At 59.3% G+C, this 22,988-nt stretch carries 21 protein-coding genes and 1 tRNA gene; 13 read left to right on the forward strand and 9 right to left on the reverse strand.

Annotation, left to right across the window (positions count from 1 at the left end; all coding sequences use genetic code 11):
- Nucleotides 1-75: 75 nt before the first annotated feature.
- Genes ACO079_RS10455 through xth form a run of 4 tightly spaced genes read left to right on the forward strand, consistent with a single transcriptional unit; the run spans nt 76 to nt 2,606 of the window.
- Nucleotides 76-528 (forward strand): energy transducer TonB, encoded by a 453-nt coding sequence (locus tag ACO079_RS10455; RefSeq protein WP_421789815.1) that lies wholly within the window; start codon nt 76-78, stop codon nt 526-528.
- Between the two features lie 4 nt (nt 529-532).
- The gene (locus ACO079_RS10460; protein ID WP_421789817.1) at nt 533-1,123 is read left to right on the forward strand and encodes a hypothetical protein; all 591 of its coding nucleotides are present in this window, start codon (nt 533-535) and stop codon (nt 1,121-1,123) included.
- Between the two features lie 59 nt (nt 1,124-1,182).
- On the forward strand, nt 1,183-1,794 hold the full coding sequence (locus ACO079_RS10465) for a phosphoribosylanthranilate isomerase (protein WP_421789819.1): 612 nt from the start codon (nt 1,183-1,185) through the stop codon (nt 1,792-1,794).
- A complete protein-coding gene (gene xth / locus ACO079_RS10470; protein ID WP_421789821.1) occupies nt 1,791-2,606 on the forward strand; it encodes an exodeoxyribonuclease III in 816 nt (271 codons plus the stop codon). Before ACO079_RS10465 ends, xth begins: the two co-directional genes overlap by 4 nt.
- On the opposite strand, the gene ACO079_RS10475 is transcribed toward xth, so the two are convergent.
- The 4 genes from ACO079_RS10475 to ACO079_RS10490 form a co-directional block, all read right to left on the reverse strand.
- The gene (locus tag ACO079_RS10475; protein ID WP_421789823.1) at nt 2,603-3,169 is read right to left on the reverse strand and encodes a DUF922 domain-containing protein; all 567 of its coding nucleotides are present in this window, start codon (nt 3,167-3,169) and stop codon (nt 2,603-2,605) included. The genes xth and ACO079_RS10475 overlap by 4 nt on opposite strands.
- 74 nt (nt 3,170-3,243) lie before the next feature.
- Nucleotides 3,244-3,480 carry a DUF922 domain-containing protein gene (locus ACO079_RS10480; RefSeq protein ID WP_421792946.1) on the reverse strand — a complete coding sequence of 79 codons (237 nt, stop codon included), beginning with the start codon at nt 3,478-3,480 and terminating at the stop codon, nt 3,244-3,246.
- A gap of 62 nt (nt 3,481-3,542) precedes the next feature.
- Nucleotides 3,543-3,800, reverse strand: a complete 258-nt coding sequence (locus ACO079_RS10485; protein ID WP_421789824.1) for a hypothetical protein — start codon at nt 3,798-3,800, stop codon at nt 3,543-3,545.
- On the reverse strand, nt 3,800-4,486 hold the full coding sequence (locus tag ACO079_RS10490) for a response regulator transcription factor (RefSeq protein ID WP_421789825.1): 687 nt from the start codon (nt 4,484-4,486) through the stop codon (nt 3,800-3,802). Before ACO079_RS10490 ends, ACO079_RS10485 begins: the two co-directional genes overlap by 1 nt.
- Before the next feature lie 305 nt (nt 4,487-4,791).
- Here ACO079_RS10490 and ACO079_RS10495 point away from each other — a divergent pair, with 305 nt between their 5' ends.
- Nucleotides 4,792-5,298: a L,D-transpeptidase family protein gene (locus ACO079_RS10495; RefSeq protein ID WP_421789827.1), complete on the forward strand. Its 507-nt coding sequence runs from the start codon at nt 4,792-4,794 to the stop codon at nt 5,296-5,298.
- Here the strand turns inward: ACO079_RS10495 and ACO079_RS10500 are convergent.
- Entirely contained in the window at nt 5,288-5,971 is a 684-nt protein-coding gene (locus ACO079_RS10500) for a YggS family pyridoxal phosphate-dependent enzyme (protein WP_421789828.1), read from the reverse strand. The two genes, ACO079_RS10495 and ACO079_RS10500, sit on opposite strands and share 11 nt — an antisense overlap.
- On the opposite strand from ACO079_RS10500, the gene ACO079_RS10505 reads away from it, so the two are divergent.
- Nucleotides 5,970-6,587: a thiamine phosphate synthase gene (locus tag ACO079_RS10505; protein WP_421789830.1), complete on the forward strand. Its 618-nt coding sequence runs from the start codon at nt 5,970-5,972 to the stop codon at nt 6,585-6,587. The two genes, ACO079_RS10500 and ACO079_RS10505, sit on opposite strands and share 2 nt — an antisense overlap.
- Here ACO079_RS10505 and ACO079_RS10510 read toward each other — a convergent pair.
- From ACO079_RS10510 to ACO079_RS10520, 3 genes are all read right to left on the reverse strand, one after another.
- Nucleotides 6,584-7,003 carry an NtrZ family periplasmic regulatory protein gene (locus ACO079_RS10510; RefSeq protein ID WP_421789832.1) on the reverse strand — a complete coding sequence of 140 codons (420 nt, stop codon included), beginning with the start codon at nt 7,001-7,003 and terminating at the stop codon, nt 6,584-6,586. The genes ACO079_RS10505 and ACO079_RS10510 overlap by 4 nt on opposite strands.
- Nucleotides 7,004-7,106: 103 nt before the next feature.
- The gene (locus ACO079_RS10515; RefSeq protein ID WP_421789833.1) at nt 7,107-8,291 is read right to left on the reverse strand and encodes a porin; all 1,185 of its coding nucleotides are present in this window, start codon (nt 8,289-8,291) and stop codon (nt 7,107-7,109) included.
- 49 nt (nt 8,292-8,340) lie between these two features.
- A complete protein-coding gene (locus ACO079_RS10520) occupies nt 8,341-8,478 on the reverse strand; it encodes a hypothetical protein (protein ID WP_421789835.1) in 138 nt (45 codons plus the stop codon).
- 81 nt (nt 8,479-8,559) lie between these two features.
- Here ACO079_RS10520 and ACO079_RS10525 point away from each other — a divergent pair, with 81 nt between their 5' ends.
- The 7 genes from ACO079_RS10525 to ACO079_RS10555 all read left to right on the forward strand — a co-directional run bounded on the left by ACO079_RS10525 (nt 8,560) and on the right by ACO079_RS10555 (nt 22,496).
- Nucleotides 8,560-9,039 carry a DUF3576 domain-containing protein gene (locus tag ACO079_RS10525; protein ID WP_421789837.1) on the forward strand — a complete coding sequence of 160 codons (480 nt, stop codon included), beginning with the start codon at nt 8,560-8,562 and terminating at the stop codon, nt 9,037-9,039.
- A 39-nt stretch (nt 9,040-9,078) separates the two neighbouring features.
- The gene (gene leuS, locus ACO079_RS10530; protein WP_421789838.1) at nt 9,079-11,673 is read left to right on the forward strand and encodes a leucine--tRNA ligase; all 2,595 of its coding nucleotides are present in this window, start codon (nt 9,079-9,081) and stop codon (nt 11,671-11,673) included.
- A 3-nt stretch (nt 11,674-11,676) separates the two neighbouring features.
- Nucleotides 11,677-12,168 carry an LPS assembly lipoprotein LptE gene (gene lptE / locus ACO079_RS10535; protein ID WP_421789840.1) on the forward strand — a complete coding sequence of 164 codons (492 nt, stop codon included), beginning with the start codon at nt 11,677-11,679 and terminating at the stop codon, nt 12,166-12,168.
- Nucleotides 12,110-13,231 (forward strand): DNA polymerase III subunit delta, encoded by a 1,122-nt coding sequence (gene holA, locus ACO079_RS10540; protein WP_421789842.1) that lies wholly within the window; start codon nt 12,110-12,112, stop codon nt 13,229-13,231. The genes lptE and holA overlap by 59 nt, the downstream gene beginning before the upstream one ends.
- 45 nt (nt 13,232-13,276) lie before the next feature.
- Nucleotides 13,277-13,353 (forward strand) — tRNA-Arg (locus ACO079_RS10545).
- Between the two features lie 305 nt (nt 13,354-13,658).
- A complete protein-coding gene (locus ACO079_RS10550) occupies nt 13,659-21,500 on the forward strand; it encodes an Ig-like domain-containing protein (protein ID WP_421789843.1) in 7,842 nt (2,613 codons plus the stop codon).
- Nucleotides 21,501-21,560: 60 nt separating this feature from the next.
- Nucleotides 21,561-22,496 carry a DUF5996 family protein gene (locus tag ACO079_RS10555; RefSeq protein WP_421789845.1) on the forward strand — a complete coding sequence of 312 codons (936 nt, stop codon included), beginning with the start codon at nt 21,561-21,563 and terminating at the stop codon, nt 22,494-22,496.
- Here ACO079_RS10555 and ptsN read toward each other — a convergent pair.
- Nucleotides 22,493-22,957: a PTS IIA-like nitrogen regulatory protein PtsN gene (ptsN, locus tag ACO079_RS10560; RefSeq protein WP_421792948.1), complete on the reverse strand. Its 465-nt coding sequence runs from the start codon at nt 22,955-22,957 to the stop codon at nt 22,493-22,495. The two genes, ACO079_RS10555 and ptsN, sit on opposite strands and share 4 nt — an antisense overlap.
- Nucleotides 22,958-22,988 lie beyond the last annotated feature (31 nt).

Consider the following 22,988-nt stretch of genomic DNA (forward strand, 5'->3'; position numbering starts at 1 on the left):
TTCCGTGCATTCAACGCGCCCCGGATCGCTGATCCGGGGCGTTTTCTTTTCAGGCAAAGCCGTTAGCTTGCAGGAATGATTTTCCGCGCCATTCCTTTGCTTCTGGCCTTCGCCGTATCGGCGTGCGCCGCCGTCACCGCCGTGCCGGGCGGTGGACGCCTGGATCCGCGCGACGAGCCTTTCTTCCCGACCCAGCCCTTTCCTACCCCTGCCAATGTCGAGCGGTTAATCGGTCCTGAGGATTGTCAGGGCGCACAGCTGGCCGCGCGTGAGTTCTCCCTTCCGGATTATCCGGCCCGGGCCTGGGTGCGCGGGATTCAGGGCTGGGCGATTGTGCGGTTTCATGTCTACGACACGGGCCGTACGCATCGCGTGCGGGTGGAAGAAAGCGTCCCGGCCGGCTTCTTTGAAAGCGCCGCAGAAAACTCGGTTGAAGACTGGCGGTTCGAGCAATTGCCCGGCGGGCAAGCGCTTTCCAATTGCGCGGTTCTGTTCGAGTTCCGCAATGGAAATGTGAGAGTAAGATAGTTAGATGGCCGAAGACGATATCGTCCGCCTGCTGGATGAAATCCCGCTCTTGTACAAGGTCCGCGCCTTCGCCGATGGCATTGCCGATGGCCGCCTGTTTATGCGGCTGGGCGATCCGCTGGATGATCGAGAACGCGATTTGTCACGCACCTATCTGGATGCGCTGGGATTTCCTTATGCCGAGCCCGGCCTGATGACCAGTTGGGACGAGGCCGCTGAAGCGGCTGAAGCGCTGGATTTCAACCCGGAAGGCTGGGAGGCGGAAGAAATGCTGCGCGCCGGACTGGTCGCCCAGGCCGCAGAAAGACTGGATGAAACCGCGATTCAGACGGCGCTGGAATATGTCGGCCTGAAAGCCGGTGAGGCCGCACAGGATGCCGTCGCATATTCCGCTTCGCTCGGCGATATGCGCGATGAGGCCGTGTTGAATGCCGCCGCCGGTTCGCTCGTTCAAGCGGCCAATGGGGCGGCCCTGGTGATCATGGCCGAGGCCGAGGATGAAGATCCGCCGCATGCCTTTCTGGCGCGTTGGCGCTTGTTTGTGCGCGGGCGCTGGCCGGTCGGACTGGCAGGTTCGACCTATAATATTCTCTGACCGGGATGGTCCGGACCCGCGTTAAAATCTGCTGTATCTCCAGCCCCCAGGAAGCCCGTTTGGCCATTCAGGCGGGTGCGGATGCTTTGGGTCTGGTCGGGCCCATGCCGACGGGGCCGGGCGTGATCAGCGTCGAGGAGTCGGCACAAATTGCCAAAGACGTTGGTCCATGCGTGGCCCGGTTTTTCCTGTCATCGCAGGAAACCGCAGAAGGCTTGCGCGATGAGGCCCGACGCGCCGGAGCCGAAACGGTTCAGATTGTCCGCCATGTTGACCCGGACGAATTGGCGCGGCTGGCCGAAATTGATCCGGCCTTGCGACGGGTTCAGGTGATCCATGTGGAAGATGAAACCGCTGTGGACCTGATAGAGGCCTATACCCCCCACGCGCAGGCCTTCCTGCTGGATTCCGGGCGGCCCTCTGCAGCCGAACTCGGCGGAACCGGACGGGCCCATGACTGGTCGATCAGCGCGGAATTTGTTCGCCGCTCACCGGTTCCGGTCTTTCTGGCCGGGGGCCTGAATCCCGACAATGTCGCCCGTGCAATGAGCTCTGTGCGGCCCTTCGGCCTTGATCTCTGCTCTGGAATCCGCACTTCTGGCCGCCTTGATCCTGAATTGCTGCACGCTTTCATGCGCGCCGTCCGCGACACCGATAAGGAGCTTTCATGAGCCAGATTTCCATCGCCAGCTGGAATATCAATTCGGTGCGCTTGCGTGCGGAACCGCTGATCGCGCCGTTTGTCTCGGCGCATCAACCGGATGTGCTTTGCCTGCAGGAAATCAAATGCCTGGAAGAACAGTTTCCGTTCAAGGCTTTTGAAAAAATGGGCTATGAGCACTTCCATATTCGCGGCCAGAAAGGCATGCACGGGGTGGCCATTGCCTCGAAATTGCCGCTGGATGATCTGGGCGATGAAGGCATTTGCCCGCGCGAGGAAGCCCGCCATCAGCGCGTGGGCGTCGCGGGGCTGGAGCTGCATAATTTCTATGTCCCGGCGGGCGGAGATGAACCCGACCCGGAGGCCAATCCGCGCTTTGCGCACAAGCTGGAATTCGTGGATCGCATGACTGATTATTTCGGGGCGCGTGACACGCAAAAAGACAAAATCCTGATCCTGGGCGATTTTAACATTGCCCCGACGGAAAACGATGTCTGGTCCCACAAGCAACTTCAGAAAGTCGTGTCACACACGCCGGTTGAGGTGGAAAAGCTGAATGCGGTTCAGGCCGCCGGCGATTTTCTCGACATTGCCCGCGAGGTCATCCCGGAGCCGGAAAAAATCTACACCTGGTGGAGCTATCGTGCGCGCGACTATAAAGCCTCCAACCGCGGCCGGCGTCTCGATCATATCTGGGTAACACCCCCCTTGAAGGAGGCCGCTCTGGCCAGGGGCCGGGACGGCTTCCGGATCTACGAACCGGAACGCGGCCGCGAAAAACCGTCCGACCATGTGCCGGTCGTTGTGGATCTGGTGCTTTAACGGAAACGCAGCCGCGCGCCCTGTGTGCGGCCAAATCCGGTCTGGCGTTCATAAGCGGCCTGGACGACCGACACCTCATGATCAAACCGCTCTTCTTCCTCTGCGACGCGGCGGCGAATGGTCTGGCAGCTCGCAGCCGGGGGGATGGCAGATAAGCGCTCCGAAAGCCGGTCTGCAGCATCACGGAACCGGTCAACATGACCCTGCTCGTGAATTTCCACCGCTTGGATAAAGCGGGTCCATTCCGAGCGCATGACTTCCGAACCCCGGCCTTCCTCGCGCCAGCGCGGATAGGTGATGTCGATATCCAGCATCAGCTCTACCTGCATGAGCCGGCACTCGCCATTTCCGAAAGCAAAGTCATAGCGGGTCGAAACACCCGCGCGCGTGGTGGCCATGACCGCCGGGTTGGGCCGGCTGCGAAAGGACAGGATCAGGTGTTCCGGTGACAACCCTGTCACCTCATAATGGTTCACATCCAGCGTTTCTGTCCGCGTGACCGGAACCGGCACCGTGGCGCTGTTGTTCAACGCCAAAGTCAAAACAATTGCTGCAACGAACATGTCCCGCCCCTCATCGAGCCCGAACCCTAGGCAAGGGATCAGAGTCTGTCATGCCTGGAATCGTGACAGTTGAACTAGTTGCGCGCGCGCAATGGGGCAGAGATGTGGGGCATGCCACCTGATTGACGTTCATAGTTGCGATGGGAGACCTGCAGCGCGTCCATCAGATCAGTCAACAAGGCGTCAACCTCGGCCTGCAAGCGGGCACAATTGTCCTGAGCGGGAAAGGCTTCAAGGTGCTGGGCAATAATTGCGACGCCCTGCCGGGAAATTTCGAGATACCCTTCGCCATACAGACGTACGCCTTCGATATAGCGATCCTAACGGCGTTGAAGGCCGCGGCGTGCGCGCTCATAGTCTATCCAGACGGGCATCAGGACCGTCGTATGCACATCCAGCAGCCCTCCCCGACGCGTTGATCATAAAAGGGATAGGCCTGCATCTCGAAAGAATAGAATGACCGCATCACGAAATTGGAATTCATATAATCGATCAATTCGTCTTCGGTCCGGCCTTCTATCTCCCAATTATTTTCTGCCGAGGTGACATTGAGGGTCAGCACGTTCTGGGCTTGCGCCAATGGGGAGAAAAGGGTGCACAGCGACGCCAGTATGACAAAAGCGCGAAACATCAATTCTGCAAACGATAGCCGCCGCTTTCGGTAACCAGAAGACGCGATCGGGCAGGATCCGGCTCTACCTTTTGCCGCAAGCGGTAGATATGGGTTTCCAGCGTGTGCGTGGTGACGTTGGGATTATAGCCCCAGACCTCATGTAACAGCTCGTCCCGCGACACCGGCTTGCCGCCGGCGCGGTAGAGATATTTGAGAATGTTGGTTTCTTTCTCCGTCAGGCGGATTTTCTTGTCGTCCGCCGTCACCAGCAGCTTCATGGACGGCTTGAATTCATACGGCCCGATCTGGAAGACCGCGTCCTCGCTTTGCTCATGGCTGCGCAGATGCGCGCGGACGCGCGCCAGCAGAACCGAGAACTTGAAGGGCTTGGTGACATAGTCATTCGCGCCCGATTCCAGACCGAGGATCTGGTCGGCATCGGTATCCTGACCCGTCAGCATGACGATTGGCGCCGTGACACCATTCTTGCGCATCAGACGGCACGCTTCGCGGCCATCCATGTCCGGCAGTTCAACATCCAGGAGGACGATATCTATCCGTTCGTCTCGGGCTGTCTTGATGCCTTGTGTGGCAGTCGATGCGTCGCGCACATCAAACTCGTCATGGAACCCGAATTGCTCGATGAGGGTTTCACGCAGATCGTCGTCATCATCGACGCAGAGAATCGTCTTTTTCGCGCTCATAGTGTGATCATGCCATTTTTTGTACGAGAGGCAATTCCTGCCGACCGGCAGAAATTTCGCGGCAGAAATGACCGGGTCCGGGATCACGGTCAAGGCCACAAAGGCGTGAGCGGAGCGTCATCATCCCGTGAAAAATGGCAAAAAAATTGCATGGTTAATGTCCGGCACGTCCGGGCCGGGGCCTGAAGGCGTGAAACCTCCGTGGTGGGGGAGGCGATCGGGGCGCCGCGCCGGGCTTGGCCTGAAGTCTGGCGTCCCGCGCCGACCACTTGTCATTTACACCGCCTTGCAGGCAAATCACCGCCATGACTGTTTTCACTGTTCACGCCGACGGGCGCTTCATTGCACCAGAAGCAACATACCGGGCGGCGCTGGGAAAAGGCGGCGTGGTTGCTGAAGCTGACAAGCGCGAAGGCGATGGGGCGACGCCGCTCGGAACCTACACGCTGCGCCGGGTCCTATTTCGGGCGGATCGTCTCGACAAGGTAGAAACGGACCTGCCGGTCAGAGCGCTTCGATCAGACGATGGCTGGTGTGATGCTCCGGACGATGCGGCCTATAACCGGCCTGTGCGGCTACCCTATCCGGCCTCTTGCGAGGAATTGACGCGCGAAGACGAGCTCTACGACATCATCGTCATTCTCTCGCACAATGATGCGCCACCCGTGCCGGGTTTAGGCTCAGCGATTTTCTTTCATTGTGCCAAGCCGGGTTATCCGCCGACTTTAGGCTGTGTGGCCTTGAAACGATCTGACCTGGAAGCGGTGTTGAAGATCGTCCAACCCGGCGATACGCTGGAGATCAGGCGCTAGGGCGTTCACCAAAAAGCGCGGAGCCCACACGCACAGATGTGGCACCAAATTTCACCGCCGTCTCATAATCGCCGCTCATGCCCATGGAGAGTTTTTCAACGCCATTCGCCGCGGCAAGATCCGCCAGTAGGGCAAAGTGAGGACCCGCGGGTTCCTCAGCGGGGGGGATGCACATAAGCCCTTCGATCTGAAAGCCGAACGCTTCTCGAACTTGTTTGAGAAAGGCAGCGGCATCCCGCGGCGCGACGCCCGCTTTCTGGTCTTCCTCGCCGGTGTTCACCTGCACATAAAGACGCGGAGAGCGGCCCAGCTTGTCCATGGCTTTTTTAAGGGCTCTGGCGAGCTTGATCCGGTCAACAGTTTCGATGACGTCGAACAGCGCCACGGCCTGGTCGGCCTTATTGGTTTGCAACGGACCCACGAGCCGTAATTCAAGGTCCGGATACATTGCGCGTCTTTCAATCCAGCGCTGTTCGGCCTCCTGAACCCGGTTTTCACCGAAGATGCGGTGGCCGGCGGAGAGGGCGGCCTCGATGCGCGCTTCGGGTTGTTTTTTTGATATGCCGACCAGTTGAATGGCGCCTGCTGGACGTCCCGCGTCCTGTGCCGACTTGGCGATGCTGGAAAGGATTTCATTCCGGCGGGTAGAAAACTCGTCTAAAAGGTCAGTCATGACCACAAGCCCCTATTCCGGCACTGCCGCTCTGGCAAGTGCTTCGCGTAGCTTCCCTGGAGTGCCCGGCCGCCTTCCCGGTTTGATCGCGTTGACCGATCCGGCACGCACGCCGGATGTCATGGACTTTGCGCAGATTCTTCCGAAAGGCTGCGCTCTGATCTATCGGCATTTCGGCCGGCCCGAGCGGTTTGACGACGGGGCCAAGCTCGCCGCAATAGCGAAAGACAGAGGATTTTTGCTGCTGGTTTCGGCGGACCCGGAATTGGCGGATGATGTCGGCGCTGCAGGCATACACTGGCCGGTGCGGATGCTGCATCTCGCGCGGCAATGGCGCAAGGAAAACCCGGACCAGGTTATGACCCTGTCAGCCCACAATCGCGAAGAATTGGCGCTGGCGAAAAATATCAAGGCCGATGCCGCGCTATTATCGCCTATTTTTCCGACGAAAAGTCCGAATAGCGGGCCTGCCATCGGCACTTTGCGGGCGCGCACGCTTGTGCCGCATGCCGGCGTTCCGGTTTATGCGTTGGGTGGCATCACAGCAGAAACCGCAGGGCATCTGGCCGGAATCGGGTTTTCAGGAATTGCGTCGATCGACGGTTTTAAAGGCTAGAAGCGCCAACCGGTTTCGAATTTGACTTCCGGCGTCCGCTCTTCAAATTCCGGACCGGTGACCAGATTGTCCGGGTTGGAAAACCGGATCGAACCGCCAAACCGGAAACGGCGATTCAGGTCGACATCGACACCAAACTCGATAGAATCAAATTCGCGGCGCTGATCGTCATTGCGATCAAAGCCCAGAGTGAACCCCCAGCCATCGCCAGAGCTGAATTCAACTTCGTTTTCCGGAAAATCCAGATTGACGCCAGGCGCCATGTCGGCGCTGAGCGTGTAGGTTTCGTACCACGCATTGGCATCCGCATTGCTGGCCGCGCTAACGGCATCCTGAGCCGCAACCGACGGCGCTGCGGCAGTCATGCCGACAGCGACCGCACTTGCGATCAGACCGGATTTAAACGCGTGGCTCATGCCAATACGCCCCTCAACTGATCCCCAATATAGTCACAGATAGGGGTTAAGCGAAGCTTTGAATCTCACTCTAACGTCAATTTAACATCAAATTCCGGATGCGTCAGTTCCGGAAAGCCAATTCAAGGAAAGCGCCGGTGCCATTTCTTGCTGAATTATCAGTTACTAACATTCCAAGGTCGAAAAATTCGGTCGCGATATTCTGTAATCCAAAAGTCACACTGAATTGATCGCCGAGGAAACGCGAAGCGGTCAATTGCGCTGCGGTCTGGCGCTCCAGAACAAGATCATCGTCGCTTCGCGCCCATTCAGCCCCGAAACTCCAGGGGCCTTCATCATAACGAATGGCCATCATGATCGCGGTGTAGGCACCATTGGAAACGGCATTATCCGCCCACAGGGTTGAGACGCCGGCCGAAAGTTGATCACCGGACCAGCGCGCCTGCAGGCCAATCGCTGTATAGTCCCTCGTAAAGCGAGTGGCAGCGGGGTCAGCCCGCAGAGCGTTTACGCCCAGCTGGATCTGTCCCCATTCGCGAAGCGTCCGGTCAAAGCTGATTCCGGCTTCGAACACACTGTTTAATTCGCCGGACGGGACGCCGGCCCCGCCTTCCTGGGTGCGGCAAAGATCAATGCCGCAATAGCTGGTTTCAGCTGTAAAGGACGCTGATGCGCGAAGGCCAATGATCCGGGGTGTGGAGTACACAAGCGTTGGCCCCAGCCCGGATCCCGCATTCAAGGTCCGGATGGCAGCGCCGTAATTGGGCGTCAAAGGTCCACCATCAAGCCGCATATAGGCGGAGGCGGTTGGCATGATCCGGGTCTCGAAAGCGGCGGCGCCCGGTGTCAGGCCAAGACGCCAGTCTCCCCATCCGGTTTTCAGAAACAGGTTGGCGGCACTGGCCGCAAAAGCCCGGTCATGGCTTTCCGGGTTTCCACCCGTATAGCGCCCGGTCGCCAGCGAGCGGTCAGCCACAAGACCGCGCCCCACCCGGTTCGCAAAACCTTCTCTTGCGCTGTCTTTTTGAGCGTGCAGGCCCAGTTCTACGCCCCATCGCCAACCATTGCCGGAAATGCCTTCCCATTCAAACCGTGTCTGCAGGTCTGCGAGCAGAGCCCCGCCGAACTCGGCAGCCGACACAACAAGAGCCGCATCGGTCTCGAATTGGAGTGTAATGGCCTCCAGAGGCGGAAATTGTTGATCAGATGTCTGGAAAGTATGCGCCGGCGCGGCCGCGAGGGCGGCAGATAGAGCGCCGAATAGGATCGCGCTTTTTATCTGCGTCATTGCGCCTCTCGCGGCCTCGCCGGTCGGCCCCGTCCCCCCGGACGAGGCGCTAATCCACACCGCGTGGGCCGGTCCGGTCAAGCGCGCCAAGCGGCAATTGTGGCAAGAAAAAGGCTGCTGTGGCCGGAATGCCACGTTCCGTGTTCGGAAAAAGCGGCTGAATCAGGTGCCCGTAATGGCTGGCCATGTCGAAATCGCATGGTATAGATCAGCACGCATCAAGGCGTCCTGCCGGATGCACCAGCCTTCTTCTCATGGAGACCGAGAGATGATGTCCAGCCGCCTTTTTGCTTTGCCGGTAATCCTTGTTTCCGCGCTAGCACTCGCGGCTTGCGCGTCATCGCGTCCATCAGACCCCGGCCAGGAGCGGGGCGGCCTGCGTCTGCCAAGCCTGCCAGGGAGCTCGAGCGACGATCGTCCGGCCGGCATTGGCGTCAATAGCTTCTTGTGGCGTGCAAGCCTGGATACGATCAGCTTCATGCCGCTGGACGAGGTGGATCCGTTCGGAGGCGTTATTGTGACGGACTGGTATGCCAATCCGGAACTGCCGGATGAGCGGTTTCAGGTCACCGTCTACATTCTTGATACACGGCTTCGCGGTGATGCTTTGTCCGTGCGCGTCTTCCGTCAGGAGCGCAGCGCACCCGGTGAGTGGAATGACGCCACCGTCAATCCGCAAACCGCGATAGATATCGAGAACGCTATTTTGACCCGGGCGCGCCAATTGCGCATTGCGGCCGGGGACTAACCCCACGCCCCGCATATCACGCGGGATCAGGACAATTTCATGAGCCGATATAATCCCCAGGAAGCCGAGCCGAAATGGCAAAGCCTCTGGGCGGAGAAAGCCGTGGATCGTGCCCCGCGCGAACCATCGGGCCGCCCGAAATACTATGTCTTGGAAATGTTTCCCTACCCGTCAGGGAAAATCCATGTCGGTCATTCGCGCAACTACGCGATGGGCGATGTCGTCGCGCGCTATAAACGCGCCAAGGGCTTTGACGTGCTCCACCCGATGGGATGGGACGCGTTCGGCCTTCCAGCGGAAAATGCCGCACGCGAACGCAAGGTGCACCCGCGCGACTGGACGCTGAAGAATATCGAGGTGATGCGCGGGCAATTGCAGCGCCTTGGCCTGGCGCTGGACTGGGATCGCGAGATCGCGACTTGTGAGCCGGATTATTATCGCCATCAACAGGCGATCTTCCTCAAACTCTATGAAAAGGGTCTGGTGGAACGCCGCAAGGCCAAGGTCAATTGGGACCCGGTCGACCACACCGTGCTGGCCAATGAGCAGGTCATTGATGGCAAGGGCTGGCGCTCTGGCGCGCCGGTCGAACAGCGCGAGCTGGACCAGTACTTCCTGAAAATCACGGATTATTCCGATGCCTTGCTGGACGGTTTGGAAACGCTCGACCGCTGGCCGGAAAAAGTCCGCCTGATGCAGGCCAACTGGATTGGCCGGTCCCGCGGGGCGCATGTCACCTTTCCGTTTGCGGACCAGGCCGACAAGGACCGATATGGCTGTGAAGGCCTGACGGTGTTTACCACCCGTCCGGACACGCTGTTCGGGGCCAGCTTTCTGGCGCTTGCGCCTGATCATGAGATCACAAACTCGCTCCGGGCCGGAAATTCGAAGCTGGACGCTTTCGCGCGCGAGTGCGAAGCCGCAGGAACAAGCGAAGAAGAGATCGAAAAAGCGCCCAAGAAGGGCGTCGACCTGGGCATCAAGGTCTTGCATCCCTTCGATGAGAGCTGGGAAATTCCGGTCTGGAGCGCGAATTTCGTGCTGTCGACCTATGGCACCGGCGCGATCTTTGGCTCACCCGCGGGTGACCAGCGCGATCTGGACTTTGCCCGCAAATATGATCTGCCGGTCACGCCTGTTGTTCTGCCGCCGGATGCCGATGCCGGAACGCATGTCATCGGCACCGAGGCTTACACCGACAAGGGCACGATTTATAATTCGCGCTTCCTCGACGGCCTGGATACTGAAACGGCGATTGAGCGCGCGATTGAAGAGTTGGAAAGCCGCAAGCTGGGCGAGGGCGCCACGACCTATCGCCTTCGCGACTGGCTGGTCTCCCGCCAGCGCTATTGGGGATGTCCGATTCCCGTCGTTCACTGCGAAGATTGCGGAACCGTGCCGGTACCGGAAGATCAGCTGCCGATCGAGCTGCCCAGCGACGTCACCTTCGACAAGCCGGGCAATCCGCTCGATCGCCATGAGGCCTGGCGGAATACGCCCTGTCCGAAATGCGGCAAACAGGCCAAGCGAGAGACCGACACGCTGGATACCTTCGTGTGCTCCTCCTGGTATTTTCTGCGTTTCGCCTCACCCTGGCCGGAGGACAAGCCGTTTGACGCCGAAGAAGCCCAGCGCTGGATGCCGGTCGATCAATATGTTGGCGGCATTGAGCATGCCATTCTGCACCTTTTGTATGCGCGCTTCTTCACGCGGGCCCTGCACGATTGCGGGTTGATTGATCTGCCATCAGGCGAGCCCTTTGCCGGCCTGTTCACGCAAGGCATGGTCACGCATGAGACCTATAAGTCCGAGGACGGGCGCTGGCTTTTCCCGAAAGATGTGGACGAACGCGAAGGTCAGACCATCGAGATCGAGAGCGGCAAACCGGTGACGGTCGGTGCGATCGAGAAAATGTCCAAGTCGAAGAAAAATGTCGTCGATCTGGATGATTTCATTGAGACTTATGGCGCCGATGCCGCGCGCTGGTTCGTCCTGTCTGACAGCCCGCCGGAACGCGATGTCGAATACACCGATGGCGGCGTGGATGGCGTTTGGCGCTTCATCCAGCGGCTTTGGGCGGTTGTCGATGAACGCGCGGATCCGGCGCTGGGCCCGGCAACGGTCCCCACGCCGGCGGACGGAGCCGCTCTGGAGCTGCGAAAGACCGCACACCGCGCCATCCGGGATGTGACGGACGCGATCGAGAGTTTCCGTTTCAATTCCGCCGTCGCCAAAGTCCATGACTTCGTCAATGCGGTAAGGAAATTCGATGCCCACAGCGAGCAGGACCACGCGGCAGAGGCCGAAGCGCTGGGCCTTCTGGCGCAATTGATATCGCCCTTCATGCCGCACCTGGCGGAAGCCTGCTGGGAGCGTCTGGGGGGCCAAGGCTGCCTGGCGGAAGCAAGCTGGCCTGAAGCCGATCCGGCCCTTCTGGTCGATAACACCGTGACGATTGCGGTTCAGGTCAACGGCAAGCGCCGGGGCGAGATCGAACTGGCGAAAGGGGCCGGCAAGGACACGGCCGAAGCCGCGGCTCTGGCAGATGCAGGGGTGGCGCGTTCGCTGGAAGGGCTTAATGTACGCAAAGTGATCGTGGTGCCGGACCGGATCGTCAACATAGTCGCGGGCTGACAAATGAAACGCACAGCGCTGATTTCGCTTCTGGGTGCCGCCTCGCTGGCGCTGTCGGCCTGTGCTTTCCAGCCGCTGTATGGGGACGCAGGACAGGTCAGCGCGATTCGCTCGGTCACCATCGCCGTGGATGGCCAGGAGCGCGTTGATCAGATGCTGGCCGAAGCGCTGAATGATCGTTTCGGCACGCCGGCCGGTGGCCGCTTTCGCCTGGTGACCGAAACAGACACCAACACGTCGGGGCTCGGCGTGGGGGCGGATGATATCGCTTCGCGGGCTGTCTTGCGCCTGTCCGTTGACTTTTCCCTGGTCGATACGCGGTCGGGAACACCGGAATTGACCGAAACGGTTAACACCGAGGCAACCTTCGATATTCCTGCCGAACCGTTCGCCGCGATCAGCGCGCGCCGCGATGCGGAAGAGCGCGCGGCACGGGATGCCGCGGACCGGATCGCCGTGCGGGTCGCCCGCCATATTCATCGCACAGGCCGGTAAGGCCGCCGCCGTGAAGGCAACTGCCCGTGACGTCGCCAACCGGCTGGCTCAACCCGACAAGAACCTCACCGCCTGGTTGATTTATGGCCCTGACCGGGGCCTGGTCCGCGAGCGCGCCAATGCGCTGGTAAAGGCGCTGGTGGCCGATCCGGATGATCCCTTCAACGTCACCAAGCTGACCGATGAGGACATGAAGGCCGATCCGGCGGCCCTGGCCGATGCCATGTCGGCGCTGTCCATGATGGGCGGGGACCGGCTGGTGCGGGTCCAGATCTCGACAGAAGCCGGCGGGGCGCCGATTGCCGCCTGGCTCAAGGATTTCGAAGCCGGAACCGCCCCCGCCGAAGCCTGGCTGGTGGTTGAGGCCGGCGATCTCAAACCGGCCGGCAAGCTACGCAAGGGGTTTGAACCGGCCAAACAGGCGCTTGCTGCCCCCTGCTATGCTGAAACGGGTCGCGATCTGGCCAGCTTTGTGGATGAGGCCCTGGCGGCTGAAGGCTTGACGATCACGCCGGACGCGCGCGCGCGGCTTTTGCCGCAAATCGAAGGGGATCGCGGCATTGCCCGCTCCGAGATCGACAAGCTGATCCTCTATAAAGGGCCGAAAGACACTCGCGCATCTGGTGAGGAGGAAATCACGCTGGCGGATGTGGAAGTCTGTGCGGCGTCCGGTGGAGATACAGCTCTGGACCGGGTGGTGGAAACCGCCCTGTCGGGTGATGTCAAACTGGCCGATGGCAGCTGGTCGCGGGCTTCTGCCGCCGGGGCTAGCGGGGTCGGCCTGATCCGGGCCATTCAGCGCCGGATCGATCAACTTCTGGAAGCCAAGGCCGGTGGGCCCGATGCCGCCATGCGGCTGGGCGCTCCGCGTTTTGGCCCGCCGGCGAACGCGTTCAAGCATCAATCCTCGCTCTGGCCGGAGCGGGCGCTGGTTCAGGCCCGGCAGGCGGCGTTTGACGCCGAACGGGCGATGAAGCGAAGCGGGGCCGTGCCGGACCTTCTGGCGGGTGATCTCCTTTTGAAGCTGGCCCTGCGTGCGCAAGCCCTGTCGGCACGGCGTTAGGGGCATTGCGAAGCCGGGCTGGCTCGGTTAGATACCTCGCCCAACGCACCCGTAGCTCAGCTGGATAGAGCGCTGCCCTCCGAAGGCAGAGGTCAGAGGTTCGAATCCTCTCGGGTGCGCCATTTTTTCCCGATGCTCAGGCCCCTCCGGGCCTTCGCTCCTCGCTGCGACCGGGCAAGCCGGTCTCGCTGCGGGCGCGCAGTCGCGCTTTTGGGAATTTCCCCTTTCCAATGCCGCACCTCGGGCTGCGCTCACATGAATCGCGCTCCCCCGCCTTCGCGGAGGTAGGCAAGGCCGGGGCGTGGGAGCCTGTCACATCTTCGCTCACGCCTCCGATAGGGCGGTCTGCGGGCGTTTAAGGATTCGAGTCGAACGCCCGAAAAGGTTGTGTTAGGCTTTCCGCAAATATCGGTCCGGGGCTCAAAATATGATCAAGTACACGCGGTTAGGATGGCTGGCAGGCTTGGCAGCCACTAGCTTGTTTGCGGCGGCTCCGGTAAGTGCTGTTAATCCACCCAATGCGGTGGATGATGCTTTTTCAACGAATGCAGCCAGCGGACTGGTGCCCGGAGTAACGATTGAAATCAATGATCTCAATGCAAGTTGTTCGCGCCAAACTCCCGCAATAGATATCTTCGAAAACGGGGATTACGTTGTCGCTCATTATGATGAGACGTGTGATGTACTGATTGCGTTCTTTTCTGCTGACGGTTCGCCGATCTTACCGGCATTCTCAACTGGCCAGCCTGCGCGCGATTTGCTCGATATTGATGTCGCTGCCTTGCCGAATGGCAATGCCGCATTGACATGGGGATGGTATCTCCAAAACGGAAATGGGCCATTTGTCAGCGCGCAGGTTTTTGACAGGAGTGGCGCTGCGGTTGCGCCCAGCGTTTTTGCCGAGGATGGCTCACGCACCGCAGAAGGCGAAGAAATACGAAATCGCCGCGTCGTGCCAACTCATGACGGTGGATTTATTGTGTCCTGGCATCATCGTCCGTTTGGGCAAGGGGCTTTGTGGACGCAGTACTATGCAATCTTCAATGCTGGCGGCGCGCTCATCGGTAATGGCCAATTCGATACAAGCGACTATCCGCTTGCGCTGGAGGTTTACGGCCCGGCACTTCATGAAGCCGATAATCGGGTGGCCAGCGCCGCAATAACCGGGACCACGGCAGAATCTCGTGCGCCCTCCTTTGCATTACGCGACCTCGCTGGTGCAACAATAGCAAATCTCAACTTAGCTGCAGGTGGATCGTTCACTTCAGATATTGATCTCGCGAGCAGCCCTGATCGCCAGTACGCAGTTGCCTGGGTTGCACAAAACCAGACAGTAAACCCGCGGCAATTCGAATTGCGGGCTGTCGTGCTGACCGAGGCCGGTGCAATCGTTTCCGGACCGTTCCTTGTGCACTCTGCAGATACGCTAGTGTCTGCCGTAAACCTCGATTCTGCGGGATCAGGGCAGTTTGTTGTTTCCGCGCGCCAGGAAAACAGCCCTGATGATGTTCTAGCGTTGGTCATGGCTTTTAATTCGGCTGGCGAAATCATATCAGCGGCATTCGACGCCAAAGGAGACCGATCTCCGACCGCCACGGATAATCCGATCGTCCGCGCCAATGCTGCAGGAGACACGATCGCGCTCTGGATGGAGTATTTTAATAGTGGTTCGGGCAATGACCGGAGTTCACTTGTCAGACCCTTCAACACGGGACCGTGGCGCGCCAATCAGTTGAATACACTCCCCCTCCTCGCCAATGATAGCGATGCGGATGACGACGCGCTGACCATCACGGAGATCAACGGGCAAGCCATAACGCCTGCGGGCCTGCCGGGGCCGGATGCACCGGCAAACGCCTCAATCACCCTGCCGTCCGGCGCGGTGGTGACTTTGGCCGCAGGCGGGGTGAATTATGACCCAACAGCCGCGGCGTTTGCGCTGGCGCTGACCGAGGGCGCGACGGGTAATGACAACTTCACTTACACGGTAAGCGACGGCGCTTCTACGGATACTGCTACGGTGACGGTGACGTTGACCGGGGTGAACGACGCGCCAACGGTCACGGTGCCAGCGCCCATCACGATTGACGAAGACGCCACCGACAGTGCGATTGCCGGCGTCTCGATCGCTGATCCGGATGGCGATGCGCAAACCGTCACGATCACGGCAGGCTCAACCGTTTCGCTGGGCACGACCGCCGGCCTCACCTTCACGCAGGGCAATGGCACGGACGATGCCGTTATGGCGTTTTCCGGCGCGCTGGCCGATGTGAATGCGGCGCTGGCGACGCTGACGTATACGCCCACGCTGAACGCCAATGGGCAAAGTTCGATTTCCATCGCTACGAATGATGGCAATGGCGGTGAAGACGATGCCAGCGTGACGATCAACATCACACCGGTGGATGATGTGCCGATAGCCTTTAACGATACCTTCGGCGCCACGGCCGGCGATGGCGGCAGGACATTTGCGATCAATCAGAACGCTGCGGGTCAACAACGGAATGCGCGTGTCGAAGCGCTTCTGGATGGCGGTTTCATCGCGATCTGGTCGGAAGAGGATGACGTGAATTTTGCGCCCTTGCGATATTTTGCGACGCGAGCCCAACGATTTGATGCCGATGGCAATCCTGTCGGTGACGAGCTGATCCTGTCTCAGGCCGAAGGCATTGCCGACACCCATGTTGACGTCGTTCAGCTCGCAGGGGGGCGGATCGTCTTTCTCTGGGATACGTTTATCCGTCCCGATCTGGAACCGGATCGGATGATCATTCGTGTACAGGTGAGATCTTCTGACCTCACCACCGTCATTGCGGACCTCACAGTCGGCGATGACGGCGTTAGATCACCGCAAGAACCGGCGCTGGCAGCGCAGGAGGGCGGGGCCTTCGCAGTGGTCTGGCGGGGATTCCGCGATGGCGTTGGCTCAAACGTATTTTTCCAGGCCTTTGGCGATGATGGCGGTCAGGTCAGCCCGATCATTGCGGTCGCCGGGAATGACACCAATCCGCCCAGCGCGCCTGATATCACCGGGTTGCAGAATGGCGACTATGTTGTGGCCTGGCGCAATGGCGACAACGTGCCCGAAGATCCATTTGGATCCATTAGAGCCCGGATTCTGACGTCAACGGGATTGTTCGAAACCGATGAGTTCATCGTTCCGACCTTGCGCGTTGGCGAACAATTAAAGCCTACCGTCGAAGGACTGACCAATGGCTTCTTTGTCGTGGCGTGGGAAGATTCCAGCAATACGCTCGTTCCGCCATCAATTGATGTCCGGGCCCGCATCTTTAACCGGGACGGCGTGCCGCAAGGCGATGATTTTCTTGTGAATGAGAGCATTCCGGGCGATCAGCGGGATGTACGGATTGCACCGACGATAGGCGGCGGGTTCGCCGCGACCTGGACCGATTCGGCAAATTCAGGCGGTCAGGGCGTTTTCATGCGCCGGTTCTCACTGCTCGGTGCGCCGACCTCTCCTGAAGTCGTTGTGAATATCGAATCAAGCCAGCAACAGCGTCAGCCCGACATTGCTCAGCTGACCAATGAAGACCTGGTCGTGATCTGGCGCGATGGCACTCTACAACCAACGCTTCCGGTTGGAGACGAGATTGTCGGGCGTGTCTTTGGCGATCCGGTTTCGCTTCCCCCAAACACCGCGCACACCCTCGACGTCCTGGCCAATGATATCGAACCCGATGGTCAGGGCCTGATCGTGGCGACGGTCGATGGTCAGATTATTTTCGAACAGTTCAACGGTGCGGGCGACGCGCCACAAGCCAATCAGATCACGCTGGCCTCCGGCGCCATTATCGAGCAGATCGACAACAAGCTGATCTATGAGGCCTCGACTGCGGCCTTTGCGATCGCCCTGCCGGCCGGCGTCACCGGCAATGACGCCTTCACCTATCGCGCCAGCGACCGCATGCTGGAAGACCAGGCCACAGCCACCGTCACGCTGACGGGGGTGAATGATGCGCCCACCGCCGTCGATGACGGGCTGGCCACCGGCGAGGACGATGCGGCTAGCGATGTTACGGCCGGTCTTCTGTCGGGCGATAGTGACCCCGATACCGGAGAAACCGCTCAGCTGGCCGTCGTGTCGCTGAATACGGCGGGCACGCTGGGCGAAGCCTTGCTGAATGCCGGGGCTGTCACCTATGGGCCCAATGGCGCGTTTGAGGCGCTGGCCGCGGGCGAGATCACGACTGATTCTTTTGCATACTCTATCGAAGACCCGCAAGGTGCGCGTGCCAGCGCCATAGTAACGGTATCAATATCTGGTGAGAATGATGACCCGGAAGCTCGCAACGACACCTTCGATATTATCGCTGGAAGACCATTAAGCGGCTCACTTTTCGGAGATAATGGAGCTGGCGCAGACCGCGATCCGGACAATGGCGACAGCTTTTCAGTGACTGCAGTGAACGGCCAATCAGGTGCGGTAGGCAGTGAAATCACTCTTCCATCTGGAGCGGTGCTCACGGTCAATGCGAGCGGTAGTTTCAACTATATCTCGCCAGCGCTTGATCCAGGAGCAGTCGACACGGATAGTTTTACGTACTCGATTGCGGATTCTCTGGGTGCGTCAAACACGGCGACAGTCACGATCAATCAAACGGGTAACAATCCACCCGACGCTCGCGATGATCAATTTGTCGCCAATTATCCGGCCGAATATACGCTGAACAGCGAAAGTATATTTAACGCGGGTGGGCAATCCCAAGGATCAAGCGATGTTGCCGAACTGGAAAACGGTCGGCACGTAATCGTTTGGAAAAACGGTTCGGATGTACAAGCGAGAATACGAGAGAGGAATGGTCAATATAGTGAAGTTTTGTCTTTAGGATCAGTCGGTTCCAGCACTGATGATCTTAATGTAATTGCATTGCCGGGCGGCGGGTTCGCGGTTGCCCCTTATTTTGATGGCATCGCTATCTTTGATGCCAACGGCAATCGGCTTCGTTTTTTGTCTCTCGATTTCGACAAAATCTTCGACATTGTTCTACTCAGCACCGGTGAGCTCGCTATTGCGGGCCAAGATGCCAATGACCTGATTTTGAGTTCCTACAGCCGAGATCGATTGCAACTGGTTGCCAGCAATTCATTTCGAGAATTTCCTATTGATACGAACTATGATGCGAAATTGGCCGCGCTGCCGGATGGTAGAATTGCAATAATCTATCGGGCAGACACGGTGCACGACGATCATCTTATGGTGCGAGAAGCTGACGCAGGCTTTTCATCTTTTGGTTCGTCGGAGACATTGGTGCAGAACCAAGTTCTAGACGGCGAATATTTTATCTCCGAGGTGGATGGCGGATACGCTCTGGCTTGGCGGTCATTGCGCGATGAAAATTTGGTCGAATGCCGAAGTGATTCTTGCGATATCCAGGGGCCTGTTGATTTTGTCGAGGATGGTATTCCCAGAAATATTTCTGAGTTTCTAGTTATCGGAAACCATTTTTTCTTTACTTACTCATCTGGTCCTCGCGACTTCTTGATTATTACCGATTCCAGATATGATGTTCTGGGACCTGACATTCTGGTGACATCCTCACCGATTGTCGCAATGGCGAGTGATGCAGCCGGTGCGGCATTTGTTACGGACCAATCATCGGTGGAACTTACCCGAATATCTTATTCGCTCGCAGCGAACCAAGCGCATTCGATTGATGTTCTTATCAACGATTCCGACCCCGAAAACGATGCACTGACCATCACCCAGGTCAATGGTGAAGCGATCAGTTCTGCTGCATCGCGATATGAGCCCATGCTGGGGTCAACCCTGTCGGGGCCAGTGACCTTGCCTTCTGGCGCCGTCGTCTCGCTGAATGGCGAGGATTTGAGCTATGATGGCCGGCCCGCCGGGTTTGCAATCGCCTTGCCGGCGGGCGTGACGGGAAATGATACTTTCCCTTACACTATCAGCGATGGAGATCTGACGGACACAGCGGAAGTGACCATAAATCTGGTTGGCGTGAATGACGCCCCGATTGCCGACGATGATGCGGCAACCATTGGCGAAGACGATACGGACGTAAATCTGACCGCAACCCTGCTTGATGGCGATTCCGATCCGGATACCGGCGAAAGCGCATTGCTGTCGATTTCGCAGATCAATGTCGGGTCGACCACGGGCACAGCCGCCCTCAATGGCGGGCAAGTCACCTATACGCCCGGCAGCGGCTTTGACAGTCTCGCGACCGGTCAGACCGGAAATGACAGCTTCGGATATTCAGTTTCCGACCCGGGCGGTCTGCAAGCGAGCGGCACGATGACTATCACGATAACCGGGGCGAATGATGCGCCGGATGCCGCCGATGATGCGATCAATATCAACGAAGAAAGCGCTGCAACGGATGTCACTTCCGCCCTGCTGGCCAATGACAATGATCCGGATTCCGGGGAAACGGCACAACTTGTCATCACCGCCATTGATTCCGCCGGCGCACAGGGTGAGGTCACGCTCACGAACGGCGTTGTCACCTATGACCCCAATGGCGCCTTTAATAATCTGATCGCCGGTCAGACCGCCCAAGACAGCTTCAGCTATACCGTAACGGACCCGCAAGGCGTTTCCGATACGGCCACAGTCACCGTCACCATTCAGGGGTTCAGCGGATATGCCTTGACGGTCACCACGACGGGTCTGGGGTCGGGCGCCGTGACCAGCCTGCCGCTGGGTATCAATTGCGGTGGCGGCGGTGGATGCGCCGCCCTGTTCACTCAGAACACCGAGGTGGCTCTGACCGCAAATGTCGCGCCGGGGACAGCTTTCGAGGGCTGGAGCGGTGATTGCCTCGACAATTCTGCGGCACTTTGTGTGGTGTCGATGACCGCTGCGCGAAACGTCTCGGCCCGCTTTGCGATTGATAATCCGCCGGATGGCCGGATTGTGGCGGCAACGCTGCCCGGTGCGCGTTCAGGATTTGTGGGCGGGCCGCCAATCACGGTGTTTATGTCAGTACTCAGCCGGCAGACGACCCCGGCGCAGGCGTGCCAGATCTCAGCGCCCGGCACGCCGCCCTTCACACTGTCCTACCAACAACTGGACGGTGCCGGACAGCCGATCGGCGTGCTGAATCCAACCTTCGATCTTGGAAATGGCGGGGCAATAAGCTTCGTGATTGCCCTTCAACCCAACACAACAACGCCGCAGGAAGGCTATACCTTCTTGCCGCAAATCGTCTGCGAAAACGCCACTTTGACCCCCCTTGAAGGGATCAATTCGGTTCTGGTGTCCATCGGGGCCGCGCCGGTTCCCGATATTCTTTCCATCGGCACCACGCCATCGGCGGACGGCGTTGTCCGCATTCCTGATAGCGGCAACCGGATCAGCTTCCTGTCTGCGGCGGCCCTGAATATCGGGACGGGAGATGGGTCCGCAGGCGCAAATCAGGCCACCGTGACGGCTTCGGTCGATACCGGCGGGACCGTATTGCCGGTGACGCTCGAAGTGTGTGAGACCGCCTCGACAGGGGGCTGTATCACGCCGCGCGGGGAAACGAGCACCACCAGCGTGTTTGACCAGGGCGTCAATAAATTCTTTGCCGTCTTTGTCCGCGCCAATGCGGGTGAATTTATACCCTTTGATCCGGCCAATTCCCGCGTGTTCCTCAGATTTGAGGACGCCACGGGTGCGGTCCGGTCGGTCACCAGTGCTGCAATTTCAGCGCCTCAACCGGCGGGAACAGGCACACCTGCTCTCCTGACCGGACGGTGGAGCGTCCTCGTCCGCCAGGAGGCGTCAGATTGGCCGCCCCTGCGCCGTGGGGCGTTGCACATCCTGTCCGATGGGCGCGCCCTTCTGGATACCGGCAGCGGCGTTCACCGGGTCACACTGACCGCACTACCGGGCGGGTCCGGCGATATGCAGTTCTCGCTCTCGGGTGCGCCAGGGCTGGCGACATCGGCGGGATCGATCTGGCTGGGCGATGCGCTTTCAGAAGAGCCCGGAAGCTTCTGGGGTGTACGCGATAGCCGCGCCGCGCCCGCACGTGCCCTCGACCTGACAGACCACCGCTTCGGGGAAACGATTTCGCTTTCATCCTCCGGTCGGTTCAGCGGGCAGATCGGAAATTGTCAGATTTACGGGCAGGCAGACGCGATGGGGACACCGTTCGAAATCAGCCTGACAGGCTGTATCGACGCGGGCCTCTATACCGGACTGATTGATCCGCCTGCCAATGACAGGCAGGTGCCGGTTCTGCTGATCGCCAATGATGTCAATGGATACCGCCTGCCGGGCGCATTATTGCCGGACTAGAAAGAGACTTCTCCGGTCCGAACGCTTCCGGGGCCGGCCCGCGCGGCATAGGGTGTCTGCATGACCTTGTGGCCTGATATTCCCTATGCGCGTTTCGCCCCGACGGGTGCGACGCTTCACATGTGGTTCCAGATTGTGGGCAAGTTTCGCCTTGCGCAGACGCCCTGGCAGAACCACTCCTGGCAAGCGACTTACTATGTGAACGCGCGCGGGCTCACGACGTCCATCGTGCATGCCCCCGAGGGCAGTTTTGAAGTGGTGTTTGATTTCGTCGACCATCAATTGATTGTGCAATCGGCCGATGGGCGCTCCGCCAGCATGAAGCTGGAAGCCATGCCGGTGGCGGACTTTCATGCCCGTTTCATTGGCCTGCTAGAGGCCCTCGATGCGCCAACGGATTTTCACGGTGCGCCGAATGAGGTGCCCGATCCGGTACCCTTCGACCAACAAAAGGAAATCTCGCCCTACAACGCCGAGGCAGCGGCTGATTTCTGGCGGGCCATGGTGTCGATTGATGCCGTGTTCAAACACTTCCGGACCGGGTTTCTGGGCAAAGCCAGCCCGGTGCACTTTTTCTGGGGCGCGAGCGATCTCGCGGTCACACGATTTTCTGGCCGAGATGCGCCCTTGCATCCCGGAGGATTTCCGGCCCTGCCCGACGCTGTTACGCGCGAAGCGTATTCTCATGAGGTGTCTTCAGCGGGCTTCTGGCCGGGTGGAAATGGGATCGAGGAAGCGGCTTTCTATTCCTACGCCTATCCGTCGCCAGACGGCTTTTCTGACACGCCCATGAGTGTGGACGGCGCATATTTTCACGAGGCGCTTGGCGAATTCATTCTGCCATACGAAGCCGTTCGGACAACGGACGACCCAGAAGGAACACTGCTCACCTTCCTTCATGAGACATACGAAGGGGCCGCCAATCTGGGTAATTGGGACCGGAAAAATCTGGAGTGTGAGCTCGGCCTGCCGCGTATTCCGCGAGCGCTCGGCTAGGCCGCGTTAGAATCCATTTCACGTGTGAGCAGGGCCGCCATGCCGTCACGGGTTTCCGTTGTACGCAGGCCTTCGCGGATATCTTCCCGCCGAAAAACCCGCGAAACGCGAGCCAGCGCTTTTAGATGCTCTGCGCTGGAATCCTGCGGGGCCAGGAGCAGGAAAACCAGATCGATCGGACGGCCATCAATCGAATCGAAATCAACCGGGCTTTTTAGCCGGGCGAACAATCCAAAGACGTGCGGTAAGCCTTCAAGCCGCGCATGCGGAATGGCCACGCCATCACCCACGCCAGTGGACCCAAGGCGCTCCCGGTCCATCACCGCATCAAAAATGATCCGGGAATCCATTCCAAGTTTGGCGGCCGCTGCTTCGCTCAACATTTGCAGCGCCTGCTTCCGGTTGGAGGCGTTCAGCATCCCGAGAACGGACTCGGGCGGAATTAAATCGGAAAGGGCCATATCAAAAAGGTCCAGATCATCTCGGCTCAAA

The organism is Hyphobacterium sp., assembly GCF_965228115.1.
Classification (GTDB): Bacteria; Pseudomonadota; Alphaproteobacteria; order Caulobacterales; family Maricaulaceae; genus Hyphobacterium.

What these genes read in the sequence shown, in the direction of transcription:
- ACO079_RS10455 (WP_421789815.1), top strand. Translation starts at nt 76, where the DNA reads ATGATTTTCCGCGCCATTCCTTTGCTTCTGGCCTTCGCCGTATCGGCG.
- ACO079_RS10460 (WP_421789817.1), top strand. Translation starts at nt 533, where the DNA reads ATGGCCGAAGACGATATCGTCCGCCTGCTGGATGAAATCCCGCTCTTG.
- xth (WP_421789821.1), top strand. Translation starts at nt 1,791, where the DNA reads ATGAGCCAGATTTCCATCGCCAGCTGGAATATCAATTCGGTGCGCTTG.
- ACO079_RS10475 (WP_421789823.1), bottom strand. Translation starts at nt 3,169, where the DNA reads ATGTTCGTTGCAGCAATTGTTTTGACTTTGGCGTTGAACAACAGCGCC.
- ACO079_RS10485 (WP_421789824.1), bottom strand. Translation starts at nt 3,800, where the DNA reads ATGTTTCGCGCTTTTGTCATACTGGCGTCGCTGTGCACCCTTTTCTCC.
- ACO079_RS10490 (WP_421789825.1), bottom strand. Translation starts at nt 4,486, where the DNA reads ATGAGCGCGAAAAAGACGATTCTCTGCGTCGATGATGACGACGATCTG.
- ACO079_RS10495 (WP_421789827.1), top strand. Translation starts at nt 4,792, where the DNA reads ATGACTGTTTTCACTGTTCACGCCGACGGGCGCTTCATTGCACCAGAA.
- ACO079_RS10505 (WP_421789830.1), top strand. Translation starts at nt 5,970, where the DNA reads ATGACCACAAGCCCCTATTCCGGCACTGCCGCTCTGGCAAGTGCTTCG.
- ACO079_RS10500 (WP_421789828.1), bottom strand. Translation starts at nt 5,971, where the DNA reads ATGACTGACCTTTTAGACGAGTTTTCTACCCGCCGGAATGAAATCCTT.
- ACO079_RS10510 (WP_421789832.1), bottom strand. Translation starts at nt 7,003, where the DNA reads ATGAGCCACGCGTTTAAATCCGGTCTGATCGCAAGTGCGGTCGCTGTC.
- ACO079_RS10515 (WP_421789833.1), bottom strand. Translation starts at nt 8,291, where the DNA reads ATGACGCAGATAAAAAGCGCGATCCTATTCGGCGCTCTATCTGCCGCC.
- ACO079_RS10520 (WP_421789835.1), bottom strand. Translation starts at nt 8,478, where the DNA reads ATGGCCAGCCATTACGGGCACCTGATTCAGCCGCTTTTTCCGAACACG.
- ACO079_RS10525 (WP_421789837.1), top strand. Translation starts at nt 8,560, where the DNA reads ATGATGTCCAGCCGCCTTTTTGCTTTGCCGGTAATCCTTGTTTCCGCG.
- leuS (WP_421789838.1), top strand. Translation starts at nt 9,079, where the DNA reads ATGAGCCGATATAATCCCCAGGAAGCCGAGCCGAAATGGCAAAGCCTC.
- lptE (WP_421789840.1), top strand. Translation starts at nt 11,677, where the DNA reads ATGAAACGCACAGCGCTGATTTCGCTTCTGGGTGCCGCCTCGCTGGCG.
- holA (WP_421789842.1), top strand. Translation starts at nt 12,110, where the DNA reads ATGCCGCGGACCGGATCGCCGTGCGGGTCGCCCGCCATATTCATCGCA.
- ACO079_RS10550 (WP_421789843.1), top strand. Translation starts at nt 13,659, where the DNA reads ATGATCAAGTACACGCGGTTAGGATGGCTGGCAGGCTTGGCAGCCACT.
- ACO079_RS10555 (WP_421789845.1), top strand. Translation starts at nt 21,561, where the DNA reads ATGACCTTGTGGCCTGATATTCCCTATGCGCGTTTCGCCCCGACGGGT.
- ptsN (WP_421792948.1), bottom strand. Translation starts at nt 22,957, where the DNA reads ATGGCCCTTTCCGATTTAATTCCGCCCGAGTCCGTTCTCGGGATGCTG.